The sequence below is a fragment of the Citrobacter sp. Cpo030 genome (assembly GCF_030333005.1).
Classification (GTDB): Bacteria; Pseudomonadota; Gammaproteobacteria; order Enterobacterales; family Enterobacteriaceae; genus Citrobacter; species Citrobacter portucalensis.
The window spans coordinates 274,625-291,752 of record NZ_JAOWGT010000043.1 but is presented as its reverse complement, the minus strand read 5'-3'; the positions used below and the strand labels follow the sequence as shown (position 1 = coordinate 291,752).

Here is a 17,128-nt window from a genome sequence, read left to right as displayed (position 1 = left end):
CGCATTCGCTATCTTCACCACCGATTGTTGCGTAACGCCTCGCAAAGCCGCGTCAGCATTCAGACGAATCCCGACAGTGTTTCATAATTCCTCCATTTTTCTCCCTTGTTCACTGGCTAAACTAGTATCATTCCGCGAATCGTTTCAGGATGAGAAACTCATAACAATGAAAGGCAGTAATAAATCCCGCTGGGTGATAGCAATCGTGATCGTCGTGGCCGCCGTCGCCGCCATCTGGTTCTGGCAAAGCCGCAGTGCATCCCAGGAAACCGCACCAGGCGCGACCAAACCCGCGCAGCACACGGCGGGGTCAGGACGGCGTGGAATGCGCTCCGGACCGTTAGCTCCCGTGCAGGCTGCCACCGCCACCGAGGAAGCCGTGCCACGCTATCTGACAGGGCTGGGGACCGTTACTGCCGCAAATACCGCCACGGTGCGTAGTCGGGTGGATGGTCAACTCATCGCCTTACACTTTGAGGAAGGACAACAGGTGAAAGCCGGCGACCTGCTGGCAGAGATAGATCCCAGCCAGTTCAAAGTTGCTCTGGCTCAGGCGCAGGGACAACTGGCAAAAGATAAAGCCACGCTGGCGAATGCCCGTCGCGATCTTGCCCGCTATCAACAGTTGGTTAAAACCAATCTGGTCTCCCGCCAGGAACTGGATGCCCAGCAGGCACTGGTCAACGAGACGTTAGGCACAATCAAAGCGGATGAAGCCAGCGTCGCCAGCGCTCAGTTGCAGCTCGACTGGAGTCGGATAACCGCGCCTGTCGATGGTCGTGTCGGCCTGAAACAGGTCGATGTCGGTAACCAAATTTCCAGCGGCGATACCACCGGAATTGTCGTCATTACGCAAACGCATCCCATCGACCTGATATTTACTTTGCCTGAAAACGACATTGCTACCGTGTTGCAGGCACAAAAATCGGGGAGCCAGCTGAAGGTCGAAGCCTGGGACCGAACCAATTCGCAAAAGCTCAGCGAAGGCGTCCTGCTCAGTCTCGACAATCAGATTGATGCCACCACCGGAACAATCAAAGTTAAGGCTCGTTTTTCCAATCAGGATGATGCCTTATTCCCTAACCAGTTCGTTAACGCCCGCATGCTGGTCGACACACAACAAAATGCCGTTGTGATCCCAACTGCCGCCCTGCAGATGGGCAACGAAGGCCACTTTGTCTGGGTACTGAATAGCGATAACAAAGTGAGCAAACATCTGGTGAAACCGGGTATTCAGGATAGCCAAAAAGTGGTGATCGCCGCCGGGCTGTCTGCGGGCGATCGAGTCGTGACCGACGGTATCGATCGTCTGACGGAAGGCGCAAAAGTCGAAGTCGTTGAGGCGCACGACGCCTCTATTTCCGATGAGAAAACAGCGCCACGCGGATACGGCAAAAAAGGAGCCAACTCCTGATGCAGGTGTTACCTCCGGACAGCACAGGCGGACCATCGCGCCTGTTTATTCTGCGCCCCGTCGCCACCACTCTGCTGATGGTCGCGATTTTGCTTGCCGGTATTATCGGCTATCGCTTCCTGCCAATCGCCGCCTTACCTGAAGTGGATTACCCCACGATTCAGGTCGTTACGCTCTACCCCGGCGCCAGCCCAGACGTCATGACCTCGGCGGTCACCGCACCGCTTGAACGTCAGTTCGGGCAGATGTCTGGCTTAAAACAGATGTCATCACAAAGTTCCGGTGGCGCATCGGTCGTTACGTTACAGTTTCAACTGACGCTCCCGTTGGATGTTGCCGAGCAGGAAGTTCAGGCCGCGATTAACGCCGCCACCAATTTATTACCCAGCGATCTCCCTAACCCTCCGGTCTACAGCAAGGTAAACCCGGCAGATCCGCCGATCATGACACTGGCGGTCACTTCCAGCGCCATGCCGATGACGCAGGTGGAAGATATGGTCGAAACCCGCGTCGCGCAGAAAATCTCTCAGGTATCCGGCGTGGGTCTGGTAACACTTTCCGGAGGGCAACGTCCGGCGGTCCGCGTGAAACTTAACGCTCAGGCCATTGCCGCACTCGGTCTGACCAGCGAAACCATCCGTACGGCCATTACCGGTGCCAACGTCAATTCAGCAAAAGGGAGTCTTGATGGCCCAACGCGTGCCGTTACCCTTTCAGCCAACGACCAGATGCAGTCCGCAGACGAATATCGTCAGCTCATTATTGCCTATAAAAACGGTGCGCCGGTTCGTTTGGGTGATGTCGCCACCGTCGAACAAGGAGCAGAAAACAGCTGGCTAGGCGCATGGGCCAATAAGCAACAAGCTATAGTGATGAATGTTCAGCGCCAACCTGGCGCGAACATCATCTCCACGGCAGACAGTATCCGCCAGATGCTGCCGCAGCTTACCGAAAGCCTGCCCAAATCGGTTAAGGTCAGCGTACTTTCCGATCGTACGACCAATATCCGTGCGTCCGTAGCGGATACCCAATTTGAGTTGATGCTGGCGATTGCGCTGGTAGTCATGATTATCTACCTGTTTTTGCGCAATATTCCGGCAACCATTATTCCTGCGGTCGCCGTACCGTTATCGTTAATCGGTACTTTCGCGGTGATGGTATTCCTTGATTTCTCCATCAACAACCTGACCCTCATGGCGCTAACCATTGCGACAGGTTTTGTGGTGGATGACGCTATCGTGGTTATCGAGAATATTTCACGCTATATCGAAAAAGGCGAAAAACCGCTGACTGCTGCCCTGAAGGGCGCGGGCGAGATTGGTTTTACCATCATCTCTCTGACATTTTCACTGATCGCCGTACTGATCCCACTGCTGTTTATGGGAGATATCGTAGGTCGATTGTTCCGTGAGTTCGCTGTGACGCTGGCCGTAGCGATTCTGATTTCCGCCGTTGTCTCGCTCACTCTTACGCCGATGATGTGCGCGCGTATGCTGAATCAGGCCTCATTACGTAAGCAAAACCGCTTCTCCCGTGCCTCAGAGCGAATGTTTGATCGCGTTATTGCCGGGTACGGACACTGGCTGGCGAAAGTGCTCAACCATCCGTGGCTCACGCTCAGCGTAGCGCTCGGCACGCTGGCGCTGAGCGTTATGCTATGGGTCTTTATCCCCAAAGGCTTCTTTCCGATCCAGGATAACGGCATTATCCAGGGAACGCTGCAGGCGCCACAGTCCAGCTCATTTGCCAGCATGGCCCAGCGCCAGCGTCAGGTTTCAGATGTCATTCTGAAAGATCCGGCAGTAGAAAGCCTGACCGCTTTTGTCGGTGTGGACGGCACTAATACGGCATTGAACAGCGCGCGCTTACAAATCAACCTTAAGCCGCTGGATGAACGCGACGATCGGGTGCAGAAAGTGATTGCGCGCCTACAGGACGCGGTTGACAGAGTTCCCGGCGTTGACCTTTATCTTCAGCCCACTCAGGACTTGACGATTGATACTCAGGTCAGCCGGACGCAATATCAGTTCACGCTGCAAGCGACATCCCTTGATGCCCTCAGCACCTGGGTTCCACAACTGATAGCAAAACTAAATCAGCTACCGCAACTGTCCGATGTCAGTAGCGACTGGCAGGACAAAGGGCTGGTGGCGTATGTGAACGTCAATCGCGACAGCGCCAGCCGTTTGGGCATCAGCATGTCAGATGTCGACAACGCCCTGTACAACGCTTTCGGCCAGCGACTGATTTCAACCATCTACACCCAGGCAAATCAGTATCGCGTGGTGTTAGAACATGACACCAACAATACACCGGGGCTTGCGGCGCTGGATACAATACGTCTGACCAGTAGCGACGGTGGCATAGTACCGCTCAGCGCGATCGCCAGCATTGAACAGCGTTTTGCCCCACTGTCGATTAACCACCTCGATCAGTTCCCGGTCACCACCATCTCGTTCAACGTGCCAGACGAACATTCGCTGGGCGATGCGGTACAGGCCATTCTGGATGCCGAAAAAACGCTTAACCTACCCGCAAATATTACCACCCAGTTCCAGGGCAGTACGCTCGCTTTCCAGGCCGCGCTGGGAAATACCATCTGGTTGATTGTGGCTGCGGTTGTCGCGATGTATATCGTCCTCGGCGTGCTGTATGAGAGCTTTATTCACCCAATTACTATTCTCTCCACGTTGCCGACGGCGGGTGTCGGGGCGCTTCTGGCGTTAATGATTGCCGGGAGCGAACTGGACGTCATCGCGATTATCGGCATTATTTTGCTCATCGGTATCGTCAAGAAAAACGCCATCATGATGATCGATTTTGCCCTTGCCGCGGAGCGCGAACAGGGAATGTCACCACGCGATGCCATTTTCCAGGCCTGTCTGCTGCGTTTTCGCCCGATCCTGATGACTACACTGGCGGCACTGCTCGGCGCGTTGCCGCTGATGTTGAGTACCGGCGTGGGCGCAGAGTTACGTCGCCCATTAGGTATTGGCATGGTCGGTGGGCTGCTGGTGAGTCAGGTATTAACCCTGTTTACCACCCCGGTGATTTATCTGCTGTTTGACCGTCTGTCGTTGTACGTGAAAAGCCGCTTCCCGCGTCAGGAAGAGGAAGCGTAAATGAAATTTTTCGCGCTTTTCATTCATCGTCCAGTGGCGACTATTCTCATTTCGGTAGCCATCACCCTGTGCGGCATACTCGGATTTCGTCTGCTGCCGGTCGCTCCGCTGCCGCAGGTGGATTTTCCGGTGATCATGGTCAGCGCATCATTACCCGGCGCTTCCCCTGAAACGATGGCGTCTTCGGTCGCAACTCCGCTGGAGCGCTCGCTGGGCCGCATCGCGGGCGTGAACGAAATGACTTCGAGTAGTTCGCTTGGCAGTACGCGTATTATTCTCGAATTCAAATTCGACCGTGACATCAATGGCGCGGCGCGGGACGTTCAGGCCGCGATTAACGCCGCGCAAAGTCTGCTACCCAGCGGGATGCCGAGCCGACCAACGTATCGCAAAGCCAACCCTTCCGATGCGCCAATCATGATCCTGACGCTGACATCGGACACGTACTCGCAGGGCGAGCTGTACGATTTCGCATCAACTCAACTGGCGCAAACCATCGCGCAAATTGACGGCGTGGGTGACGTGGACGTTGGAGGCAGCTCTCTGCCTGCCGTGCGTGTAGGGCTTAATCCACAAGCGCTGTTTAACCAGGGCGTATCGCTGGACGACGTGCGTAGCGCAATTGACAACGCCAACGTACGTAAGCCGCAGGGCGCTATCGAGAATGATACCCACCGCTGGCAGGTCCAGACCAACGATGAGCTGAAAACCGCCGCCGAATACCAGCCGATCATCATCCACTACAATAACGGCGCGGCGGTGCGACTGGGCGACGTTGCGTCTGTAACCGACTCGGTGCAGGACGTACGCAACGCGGGGATGACCAATGCCAAACCGGCCATTCTGTTGATGATCCGCAAGCTACCGGAAGCCAATATCATTCAGACGGTAGACAGCATTCGCGCCAAATTACCGGAGCTACAAACGCTGGTACCGGCCGCCATCGATCTGCAAATCGCCCAGGACCGCTCGCCGACCATTCGCGCTTCACTGGAGGAAGTCGAACAGACGCTGATTATCTCCGTGGCGCTTGTTATCCTGGTGGTCTTTGTTTTCCTGCGCTCCGGGCGTGCGACGCTGATCCCCGCGGTAGCAGTCCCGGTCTCGCTGATCGGTACCTTTGCCGCCATGTATCTGTGCGGATTCAGCCTGAACAACCTGTCGTTGATGGCGTTAACCATTGCCACGGGATTTGTCGTCGATGACGCCATCGTGGTGCTGGAAAATATTGCCCGCCACCTGGAAGCAGGAATGAAGCCTCTCCAGGCAGCGTTACAGGGTACGCGCGAAGTGGGATTCACCGTGCTCTCCATGAGTCTGTCGCTGGTGGCGGTGTTCCTGCCACTGCTATTAATGGGCGGATTGCCTGGGCGCTTGCTGCGCGAATTTGCCGTCACGCTGTCGGTTGCTATCGGTATCTCGCTGCTGGTGTCGCTGACATTAACGCCAATGATGTGCGGCTGGATGCTCAAATCTAGCTCCCCGCGCGAACAGTCTCGCAAACGGGGTTTTGGTCGTGTGCTGGTGGCGCTGCAACAGAGTTACGGCACCTCGCTTAAATGGGTGCTGCACCATACGCGGCTGGTAGGCGTGGTGTTGCTTGGCACCATTGCGCTGAATATCTGGCTTTATATTTCCATCCCCAAAACCTTCTTCCCGGAGCAGGATACGGGTGTATTGATGGGTGGGATCCAGGCCGACCAGAGCATCTCATTTCAGGCCATGCGCGGCAAACTGCAGGACTTTATGAAGATCATCCGCGACGACCCGGCGGTGAATAACGTCACCGGTTTTACCGGTGGTTCGCGGGTTAACAGCGGGATGATGTTTATTACCCTCAAGCCACGCGATGAGCGCCGTGAAACCGCTCAGCAGGTGATCGACCGCCTGCGCGTCGCGCTTTCAAAAGAGCCAGGTGCGAATCTGTTTTTAATGGCGGTGCAAGATATTCGCGTTGGTGGACGCCAGGCCAACGCCAGCTATCAATACACATTGCTGTCCGACGATCTCGCGGCGCTGCGTGAGTGGGAACCGAAGATCCGTAAGGCGCTTGCCGCCCTGCCCCAACTGGCAGACGTTAACTCCGATCAGCAGGACAATGGCGCGGAGATGAATCTGATTTACGATCGCGACACCATGTCTCGTCTGGGGATCGACGTGGCAGTCGCCAACAGCCTGTTGAATAATGCTTTCGGACAACGACAGATCTCAACCATCTATCAGCCGATGAACCAGTACAAAGTGGTGATGGAGGTCGATCGACGTTACACCCAGGACATCAGCGCACTGGACAAAATGTTCGTCATCAACAATAACGGTAAAGCGATCCCGTTATCATACTTTGCCAAATGGCAGCCGGCGAATGCGCCACTGTCTGTGAACCATCAGGGCTTGTCTGCCGCCTCAACCGTGTCGTTTAACCTGCCGACAGGTTCTTCACTGTCAGAAGCGACAGAGGCCATCAACAGAACCATGACCCAGCTCGGCGTCCCTTCCACGGTTCGCGGTAGCTTTGCCGGTACCGCACAGGTATTTCAGGACACGATGAATTCGCAGGTGATCCTGATTATCGCCGCCATCGCCACGGTCTATATCGTGCTGGGTATGCTGTATGAAAGCTATGTCCATCCGCTGACCATCCTCTCCACGCTACCTTCGGCTGGCGTCGGGGCGTTGCTGGCGCTGGAACTGTTCAATGCCCCGTTCAGCCTAATCGCCCTGATAGGGATCATGCTATTAATTGGCATTGTGAAGAAAAACGCCATCATGATGGTCGATTTTGCGCTGGAAGCGCAGAGAAACGGCAAGCTACAGCCGGAAGAAGCTATTTTCCAGGCCTGCCTGTTGCGCTTTCGCCCAATAATGATGACCACGCTGGCGGCGTTGTTTGGCGCGTTGCCGTTGGTGTTATCCGCAGGGGATGGCTCTGAACTGCGTCAGCCCTTGGGGATAACCATTGTCGGTGGGCTGGTCGTGAGCCAACTCCTGACGCTGTACACCACGCCCGTGGTCTATCTCTTTTTCGACCGTCTGCGTCTGCGTTTTTCGCGTAAAAACAGCAAACCGGTAGCAGAGTTATGACAGAACTTCCCGACAGCACCCGCTGGCAACTTTGGATTGTGGCATTTGGCTTTTTTATGCAGTCGCTGGATACCACTATCGTTAACACCGCGCTTCCCTCGATGGCGGCAAGCCTCGGGGAAAGCCCGTTACACATGCATATGGTCATTGTGTCATATGTTTTAACTGTTGCCGTGATGCTGCCCGCCAGCGGATGGCTGGCGGACAAAGTTGGCGTGCGTAATATCTTCTTCACCGCCATCATCCTGTTTACGCTTGGCTCGCTGTTTTGTGCCGGGTCCAGCACGCTCAACGAGCTGGTGATGGCGCGCGTCTTACAAGGCGTTGGCGGCGCGATGATGGTGCCGGTCGGCAGGCTAACGGTGATGAAAATCGTCCCGCGTGAGCAATATATGGCGGCAATGACGTTTGTCACTTTACCCGGTCAAATCGGCCCGCTGCTGGGCCCAGCGTTAGGCGGGATTCTGGTTGAATACGCCTCCTGGCACTGGATATTTTTGATTAACATTCCGGTAGGCATTGTCGGCGCAATAGCGACGTTAATGCTGATGCCCAACTACACCATGCAAACCCGACGTTTCGACCTCTCAGGGTTCGCGATGCTGGCGGTCGGCATGGCGGTACTGACGCTGGCGCTCGATGGCAGCAAAGGAACCGGCCTCTCCAGTATCACGCTGGCGGCGCTGGTTATCTGCGGGGTATTGGCTATTGCGCTGTATCTGAAACACGCCCATCGTAATCCGCGTGCGCTATTCAGCCTGAATCTGTTTCGCACACCAACCTTCTCGCTAGGTCTGTTCGGCAGTTTTGCCGGACGCATCGGCAGCGGCATGTTGCCGTTTATGACACCGGTGTTTTTACAGATTGGCCTCGGTTTTTCACCTTTTCATGCCGGGCTGATGATGATCCCGATGGTGCTGGGCAGTATGGGCATGAAGCGCATTGTGGTGCAGGTCGTTAACCGCTTTGGTTACCGTCGTGTGCTGATTACCACTACGCTTGGCCTGTCGCTGGTCAGTCTGTTGCTAATGACCACGGCACTGCTGGGCTGGTATTACGCCCTGCCCTTCGTGCTGTTTTTACAGGGAATGGTCAACTCAACGCGTTTTTCATCCATGAACACGCTTACGTTAAAAGATCTGCCTGACGATCTGGCCAGCAGCGGTAACAGCCTGCTGTCGATGATCATGCAGCTATCGATGAGTATTGGTGTGACCATCGCAGGCCTGCTGCTGGGCATGTTCGGCCAACAGCATATCGCCATCGACAGCGGAAGTACGCATACCGTCTTTATGTATACCTGGCTGTGCATCGCCTTCATTATTGCGCTGCCCGCCATTATTTTTGCCCGCGTGCCGAACGACACGCAAACCAACGCGGTGATTTCACGGCGCAAAAGGAGCACCTGATGAAGTTCTGGCGGCCCGGTATCACCGGCAAACTGTTTCTGGCAATTTTCGCCACCTGCATTGTGTTGCTGATCAGCATGCACTGGGCCGTACGCATTAGCTTCGAACGTGGTTTTATTGACTATATCAAGCACGGCAACGAGCAGCGGCTGCAAATGCTCAGCGACGCATTAAGCGAGCAGTACGAGCAGCACGGCAACTGGCGATTCTTACGCAATAACGATCGTTTTGTTTTCCAGATCCTGCGCTCTTTTGAACACGATAACGACGATGATAAACCGGGCCCAGGCATGCCGCCACACGGCTGGCGTACACAGTTTTGGGTTGTCGACCAAAATGCCCGCGTGCTGGTCGGCCCGCGCGGCCCAGTTCCTCGCGACGGCATGCGCCATCCCATACGCGTTAACGGTAGCGAAGTGGGCGCCGTGATCGCCTCTCCTGTAGAACGCTTAACGCGGAATACGGATATCAATTTCGACATGCAGCAAAGACGATCCAGTTGGCTTATCGTTGCGCTCTCCACGATCCTGGCCGCGCTGGCGACGTTTACGCTGGCGCGCAGCCTGCTGGCCCCGGTTAAGCGGTTGGTGGAAGGCACGCACAAACTGGCAGCGGGCGATTTCACCACTCGCGTTACGCCAACCAGTACGGATGAGCTGGGCAAGCTGGCGCAGGACTTCAACCAACTCGCCAGTACGTTGGAAAAAAACCAGCAGATGCGTCGTGACTTTATGGCCGATATTTCTCACGAACTGCGTACGCCGTTGGCGGTGTTGCGCGGTGAACTGGAGGCCATTCAGGATGGCGTACGCCAGTTTACCCCTGACTCCGTTGCCTCGTTGCAGGCTGAAGTCGCTACGCTCACCAAACTGGTTGACGACCTTCATCAGCTCTCCATGTCAGATGAAGGCGCGCTGGCCTATCAGAAAACATCGCTGGACCTCATCCCCCTATTGGAAGTGGCAAGCGGCGCATTTCGTGAACGCTTCGCCAGCCGTGGATTGACCATACAGCTTTCGCTCCCCGACAGCATGACGGTATTTGGTGACAGGGATCGTCTGATGCAGCTGTTCAACAACCTGCTGGAAAACAGTCTGCGCTACACCGATAGCGGTGGCGGGTTGCATATCAGCGCCGAACAACGCGAACGCATGGTGTTATTAACCTTCGCAGATTCCGCTCCTGGCGTAAGTGACGAGCAGTTACAGAAGCTGTTTGAACGATTTTATCGCACCGAAGGCTCGCGCAACCGCGCCAGCGGAGGTTCTGGATTGGGGCTGGCGATTTGCGTCAATATCGTACAGGCGCATAATGGTCTGATTCGTGCCGCCCATTCGCCTTTTGGTGGGGTTAGCATTACAGTAGAGTTACCGCTGGAACGCGATTTACAGAGAGATGTATGACTGAGTTACCCATTGATGAAAACACACCGCGTATTCTGATCGTGGAAGATGAGCCTAAGCTGGGGCAACTGCTGATCGACTACCTGCGGGCAGCGAGCTATGCCCCTACGCTGATCAACCACGGCGACCTGGTTCTGCCTTACGTGCGCCAAACGCCGCCCGATCTGATCTTGTTGGATCTGATGCTGCCCGGTACCGACGGTCTGACCCTGTGTCGGGAAATCCGCCGCTTCTCAGAAGTCCCCATCATGATGGTAACCGCTAAAATCGAAGAGATTGATCGCCTGCTGGGGCTGGAGATCGGTGCTGATGATTATATTTGTAAACCTTACAGCCCGCGTGAAGTTGTCGCGCGCGTAAAAACGATCCTGCGCCGATGCAAACCGCAGCGCGAACTGCAACAAATGGATGCAGAAAGCCCGCTTATCGTCGATGAAGGCCGTTTTCAGGCCTCCTGGCGTGGGAAGATGCTCGATTTAACGCCCGCCGAATTCCGCTTACTTAAAACGTTGTCACATGAGCCGGGAAAAGTGTTCTCCCGTGAACAGTTGCTCAATCATCTCTATGACGATTACCGCGTCGTTACCGACCGCACCATCGACAGCCATATTAAGAACCTGCGACGCAAGCTGGAGTCGCTGGATGCCGAGCAGTCGTTTATCCGCGCGGTCTATGGCGTGGGGTATCGCTGGGAAGCCGACGCCTGCCGAATTGCTTAATTTCCCATCTGCCTGGCATGTTCCCTGTGGCACTGCGGCTCCCCAGGCTACCGCAGTCTGCCATGTTGTAGCCCGGACAAGTGCGCAGCACCGCATCCGGCCTCCGGGGAAACTCACTCCCCCCCTTCGAGCTATAATCTGAGAATTCCTCCATACCAAGAACAATGAGAAGCAATCGCCATTCATCATGATATATTCCCGACAAAGACTGCCAGTACTCAATCGTGCAAGGAATGCCATGAGTGATATAAATAAAAAATATAAACCGCGAAATATAATAAACGCACCCAATATCAAGTCGTCGATTATTTCCCGTAGCCAACAACGCGGTGATAACGAAAATATCCGGCGCTGGTTAAGCAACCATTTTTATCGTTGGATTATCGGTGACCTTCCCCATGTTTATCCCGTGCGCTCCATCGAGGATTACGCTGTTTATTTTGGCGCCGACACGGAGATTCCCACCTGGCTGAGGCCAAAGCTCGGCGGCGATGAGGGCTTTTACTATCTCAACCCCCAGCATCCGCAGTTGCTGGCAATGGAAAGAGACTTACTGGAATTCCTCTCTCGCCTGGAAGGGACTCGACTGGGCGCTAAACTACAGCGCATCAACTGTTTTACCCTGCTGGAAATGCGCGAGGCGGAGCATCTGAAAATGCAGCGCCTGCGTGATCAGGGTTGGTATCCTTCCAACTGCGACGCGCTAAAACCGATGATGTCGCTGAATAACGGTGAATGGGTTGAGCTTGATGCAGTAAGCCCCGACCTGCGCAGTGAAATGGCTTATGAATCCTGGCATATGCAGCATTGCGTTGGGCAGTTCGACAATCAAGGCGCGCTTTCTGGCGGCTATGGTGATTACTACGCCCGGCAAATTGAGCACGGAAAACTACGCCTGTTCAGCCTGCGCGACGGCAATAATATTCCCCACATCACAATAAGCCTGGTGGTTAATAATGACGGTCTGAGCATTGACCAGATTAAGGGTAAACAGAACCGTCATCCCATTAAGAAATATGCCGCCGACGTTTTATCTCTACTACAGGAGCTTCAACCGCATCCAGAACGCCACGCCGATTGTGAAGGTATGGGTATCGTTTACGAAGAAACGCCGGAATATACCGGCTGGAAATTTATTACCGACATCCATGATTTCAATTTTCTGCTCAACGTCCTGCATAACAATTTTCATTTAATGGAACACTTCCCCACTCCCCCGGTAGCTTTACAGTGGCTGCTGCTGCATAGCGCCCCGGACGCGCTGCGCTACCTTCAGGTTATTGACTCCAACGTGGCAACCGCGGCGGAAATGTTGTTCCCGCAGCATGAATGGCATCCGATGCTGGCCGGGAAAAATACCAGTAGCGAACCTTTCGAGATTGAAAGTCTGACCCTACAAACCACGCGTTACCTCCCTGTCATCAAGGAGGTGCTGTAATGTTCTGGATTGTTCTTATTACTGCCACCCTGTTCTTTAGCTGGCGCAACTATAAAAAAAATAAACCACTGGTTGCCGCTCGCATCGCCGAAGAGAAAGAAAAAGATCGTCTGAAAGATCGGCGTCGCGATACCCGACGCCGTCAATGGGCGCTGGCGTTAGCCGATATCCTTGCCCGGCGCAACGGGTTATCGACCAAAGGCGTTGACCTGGTATTTAAACTTGACGATGACAAACGCCGCCATCTGGCGCAGCAGTTGAAAAAAGAGCTGGGCTTGCAGGACAACCTCGACGGCGATGCGCTACGCCAACGAATTGCCGATATGTTGCGCCGCTGGCCTGCGGGTATCGGCAGCTCTCCGCGCACTTTTTATCACCATCTGGCAGCCCAGGGACAGGTCCGCGACGCGCTGGCCTTCGACTGTATGCGCACCGCCTTTCTGACCCGCTGTGTCGCCGGGCTCGGCTGGTGTAACGAAAACGAGGCCTGGCTGGTGCTATTGCTCAACGCTCAACGCGCGCAGGACTGTTTTGATTCCTGGGAAGATTACGCCACCGCCTACGTCCGCGCCCGCCGGGTATGGCTCACGCTTCACGATACGCCCGTGACCATCGCCGGACGTGATTTGCAGGAAGCCACCCATTATCTGAAAGACCCTGTCAGCCGCTGGCGACAGCTACCGTGGAAAGAATTTAAAATTTTCGAGCCAATTTAAAAGGACTATTTATGGAACAGGATGACCAACTCCTCAACGCTATGTTTGAGATGTGTAATCACAAAAATCCCCTCAATGATGGTCAACGCGAGTGGTATATCGCCGATATTCCCGGCCTGCTGCATGAAGAAAGCTATGACGAGCTGGACGAACGCTACAACCAGGCGCTGACGGAGAGCTTTACCAGCCGCGAAGCGGAAAAGCGCTATTTCCTCGCCTGGACGCAGATGTGCAATCACTTTTACGATATGGACGCGCTGGTTGAGGCCGGGCCAGAAGGATTAGCGCTGATCAAAAGCTGGCAGCGCGCCCGCCCCCGCTCCACACACGCCTGGCTCGCCGAAGCGCAGTACTGGAACCACCGCGCGTGGCTCTACCGCAGCTACGGCTGGGCGAGAGAAACCACCCGCGCCATGTGGATCTGCGCCGCCGCCTGCAACGAGCGAATGGTGATTGCCGCCCTCAACGCTATCGACTGTGAACCGCGCCAGTGGATGGCCGCTGCGCTGACCAGCACCAACTCAAAGGTCTTCGGCCAGCCCGACTGGCTGGTTGAGTTCCTCGTGGGCGCAGAGGTTGCCGGGCAACCATTAATGGAGGATCTTGCAGAATATCACCGCCGCTCGCCGCAGGAGATAGAGGCGCTAATGGCCCATTCCGGGTTGTCGTTTGCCGACGCGATATGCCCAAATCTACCGCGTCCGTTCATACTGCCGGAGGACAATGACGATGCCAGGCAAAACTGCTGGATCGCCGTTTGTCTGGCTATTTTCCCGACGGCATTTTACGTGCTGGATGAATATATTCCGTTTCATATGCCGCGCTGGGGAGGGTCTCACGAGGAAATCCGTGAATTTCTGGAATCGAGCGTATGCGATCACCTTTCCGCCGCAGAACGTGAACATCTGGAGCTCTTAATCTGGTGGGACGATCACCGCGATTTAAGTATCAAAGAGGTTGATTCCCCAGACGAACGGGAACGCATTATCGCCAAAGCCGAAGAGATTGCGCAGCGGGCGCATATTCAGGAGTCTCGTCACAACGCGCTGGAGTGGCTGCGGGTCTGCTATAGCGATCTGGAAGATAATGACGCGCTCTGGCGAACCCTTCAGCGTTCGATCGTGGAAAAAGTTAAGCTCAGAAATTACTACACTGCGTACGCGCTAAAGTTTGCGCTGCGCGATTTCCCGGATACCTGGTGGATTTATAATTTCCTCTGCCAGAATGCGCAGCAAACGGAACACTGCGTGCCGAAGCTCTATCGCGGCTATTTCCAGTACGCTGGGTTATTTGGTTTTGAAAAAGACGAAGCCCAAGGTGCTGCCTGGCTCGATAGCGTCGCCGATATTGAATACGACCATAACTGGCGGGCAGCGATTAAAGATTTTCGCTGGCTGGGGTACCCGCAATATCTCCTGCCGCTGGCGGAACTGGGCGCGCAGAGAAACATCCCCAGCGCGCTTAATCAGCTCGGTGTGGAATCTAATGATAGAGATAACGAAGGCCTCTTGCCGTACGATCCCGCTATTGCCTTCGGTTACTTCCAGCAAGCGGCAGAGATTTTGTACCAGCACATTGCATTGCGCGACGCAGATGAATATCGCTTGATCGCTAACGGCGGCGATGACAGGTATGAAAACGATCTGCAAGAGATCCATTTCCGCATGGCCAACTGCAGCGAACGCTTAATCAATCAGGCTCCCCCAGCGGAAAAACGCGCCGTTTACGAAAAAAACCTGCTCGACAATCTGTATCTGGCGTCTCTGTATGGTGATAGGAGGGCCTGGGAATTATTCCTGCTCAATATTCCCGGCGTGAAAGATTTAGCCCTGGCTCACTCGCATCTGGAACTCGTGCAAGAGGAGGCTAACAAAGGGACGCCGGAGGCCATGGTGGCGCTGTCACAGCTCTACGGAAATAAACTGGATAAAGATCTCTTTGATATAAAAAGGAGCGCGCGCTGGGCGCATTTTTTCACCACCCTGTACCCTGAACATGAATTATTTATGGATCTGGACGCACTTCATTTCGATTCGTTCTGGAAACGCCTTCGTTTCACCTGGCATACCTTCCGTATCCCGGATTCTGAGCTGCCGGGGCAGACCAACGCAATGGTGTAAGGTGGTTTACTCCCCTCTCCCACAGCGCTACAATGCCCGCCCTTAATATGGGGGCACTCCCCTAACCGCCTCATTGAGTGAGGCGAGTCTGACCTGTCATCAGAACGAGAAAATTATGTTTAAACCGGAACTCCTTTCCCCGGCGGGAACGCTGAAAAACATGCGTTACGCTTTCGCCTATGGCGCAGACGCTGTGTATGCGGGCCAACCGCGTTACTCACTGCGCGTACGCAACAACGAATTCAACCACGAAAACCTGCAGCTCGGCATTAATGAAGCTCATGAACTGGGTAAAAAATTCTATGTGGTGGTTAACATTGCCCCACACAATGCCAAGCTGAAGACCTTCATTCGTGATCTGAAACCGGTGGTGGAAATGGGGCCGGATGCACTGATCATGTCAGACCCTGGTCTGATTATGCTGGTGCGCGAAAACTTCCCTGACATGGACATTCACCTTTCAGTACAGGCTAACGCCGTAAACTGGGCGACGGTGAAATTCTGGAAGCAGATGGGGCTGACCCGCGTGATCCTCTCCCGCGAGCTGTCGCTGGAAGAAATCGAAGAGATCCGCACCCAGGTGCCGGATATGGAGCTTGAGATCTTCGTTCACGGTGCGCTGTGTATGGCCTACTCCGGCCGTTGCCTGCTTTCTGGCTATATCAACAAACGTGACCCTAACCAGGGTACCTGCACCAATGCCTGCCGCTGGGAATACAACGTGCAGGAAGGCAAAGAAGACGTGGTGGGCAATATCGTGCATAAGTACGAGCCTATCCCGGTACAAAACGTTGAGCCTACGCTGGGTATTGGCGCACCGACAGACAAAGTCTTTATGATCGAAGAAGCCCAGCGCCCGGGCGAGTACATGACCGCGTTCGAAGACGAACACGGCACTTACATCATGAATTCGAAGGATTTGCGTGCCATTGCCCACGTTGAACGTCTGACGCAGATGGGTGTGCATTCCCTGAAGATCGAAGGCCGCACCAAGTCATACTATTACTGTGCACGTACCGCGCAGGTCTATCGTAAAGCCATTGATGATGCCGCAGCCGGTAAACCGTTCGACCCGCAACTGCTGGAAACGCTGGAAGGTCTGGCGCATCGTGGTTACACCGAAGGGTTCCTGCGCCGTCATACGCATGACGACTATCAGAACTACGAATACGGCTTCTCAGTTTCCGAGCGTCAGCAGTTTGTCGGCGAGTTTACCGGCGAACGTAAAGGTGAACTGGCAGCCGTACTGGTGAAAAACAAATTCACCGTCGGCGACAGCCTGGAGCTGATGACCCCACAGGGCAACATCAACTTTACCCTCGAACAGATGGAAAACGCGAAAGGCGAAGCGATGCCGGTTGCGCCGGGCGATGGTTACACCGTGTGGATGCCTGTACCGGAGGATATCGATCTGAATTATGCATTGTTGATGCGTAATTTTACCGGTGAGTCCACGCGCGACCCGCATGCTAAGTAGTTAATTACGGTTATTTTTCAGCGTTCGGAAGATTCTTAGAAATCGATCACATACCGTTTCGTTCATTAAGGGTATTATCCCCTCCGCTGAAAAACATAACCCATAAATGCTAGCTGTACCAGGAACCACCTCCTTAGCCTGCGTAATCTCCCTTACGCAGGCTTATTTTTTGCCTGCCGTTTAAACTCCCTGAACATCCCAATTCAAATCACTTTTATCAGGCGAAAAA

At 54.6% G+C, this 17,128-nt stretch carries 10 protein-coding genes; all 10 read left to right on the top strand.

The annotated features are described in order from the left end of the window. The first annotated feature begins 166 nt into the window (after nt 1-166). Entirely contained in the window at nt 167-1,414 is a 1,248-nt protein-coding gene (locus tag OGY37_RS03765) for an MdtA/MuxA family multidrug efflux RND transporter periplasmic adaptor subunit (protein ID WP_286620119.1), read from the top strand. Next, entirely contained in the window at nt 1,414-4,536 is a 3,123-nt protein-coding gene (locus tag OGY37_RS03760) for an MdtB/MuxB family multidrug efflux RND transporter permease subunit (protein WP_286620117.1), read from the top strand. Before OGY37_RS03765 ends, OGY37_RS03760 begins: the two co-directional genes overlap by 1 nt. Beyond that, entirely contained in the window at nt 4,537-7,617 is a 3,081-nt protein-coding gene (gene mdtC / locus OGY37_RS03755; RefSeq protein WP_286620115.1) for a multidrug efflux RND transporter permease subunit MdtC, read from the top strand. Beyond that, nucleotides 7,614-9,026 (top strand): MFS transporter, encoded by a 1,413-nt coding sequence (locus OGY37_RS03750; protein ID WP_003834276.1) that lies wholly within the window; start codon nt 7,614-7,616, stop codon nt 9,024-9,026. Before mdtC ends, OGY37_RS03750 begins: the two co-directional genes overlap by 4 nt. After that, the gene (gene baeS, locus OGY37_RS03745) at nt 9,026-10,429 is read left to right on the top strand and encodes an envelope stress sensor histidine kinase BaeS (RefSeq protein WP_286620114.1); all 1,404 of its coding nucleotides are present in this window, start codon (nt 9,026-9,028) and stop codon (nt 10,427-10,429) included. The genes OGY37_RS03750 and baeS overlap by 1 nt, the downstream gene beginning before the upstream one ends. Beyond that, the gene (gene baeR, locus OGY37_RS03740) at nt 10,426-11,148 is read left to right on the top strand and encodes an envelope stress response regulator BaeR (protein ID WP_003834278.1); all 723 of its coding nucleotides are present in this window, start codon (nt 10,426-10,428) and stop codon (nt 11,146-11,148) included. The genes baeS and baeR overlap by 4 nt, the downstream gene beginning before the upstream one ends. Nucleotides 11,149-11,386: 238 nt before the next feature. Beyond that, entirely contained in the window at nt 11,387-12,586 is a 1,200-nt protein-coding gene (locus OGY37_RS03735; RefSeq protein ID WP_201357078.1) for a PcfJ domain-containing protein, read from the top strand. Further along, complete coding sequence (locus tag OGY37_RS03730) at nt 12,586-13,302, top strand: DUF1266 domain-containing protein (protein ID WP_286620107.1); 717 nt, start codon at nt 12,586-12,588, stop codon at nt 13,300-13,302. Before OGY37_RS03735 ends, OGY37_RS03730 begins: the two co-directional genes overlap by 1 nt. 11 nt (nt 13,303-13,313) lie before the next feature. After that, nucleotides 13,314-15,422: a DUF4034 domain-containing protein gene (locus OGY37_RS03725; protein ID WP_286620105.1), complete on the top strand. Its 2,109-nt coding sequence runs from the start codon at nt 13,314-13,316 to the stop codon at nt 15,420-15,422. A gap of 115 nt (nt 15,423-15,537) precedes the next feature. Then, nucleotides 15,538-16,899: a prephenate-dependent tRNA uridine(34) hydroxylase TrhP gene (gene trhP / locus OGY37_RS03720; RefSeq protein WP_003834280.1), complete on the top strand. Its 1,362-nt coding sequence runs from the start codon at nt 15,538-15,540 to the stop codon at nt 16,897-16,899. The last annotated feature ends 229 nt before the right edge of the window (nt 16,900-17,128 follow it).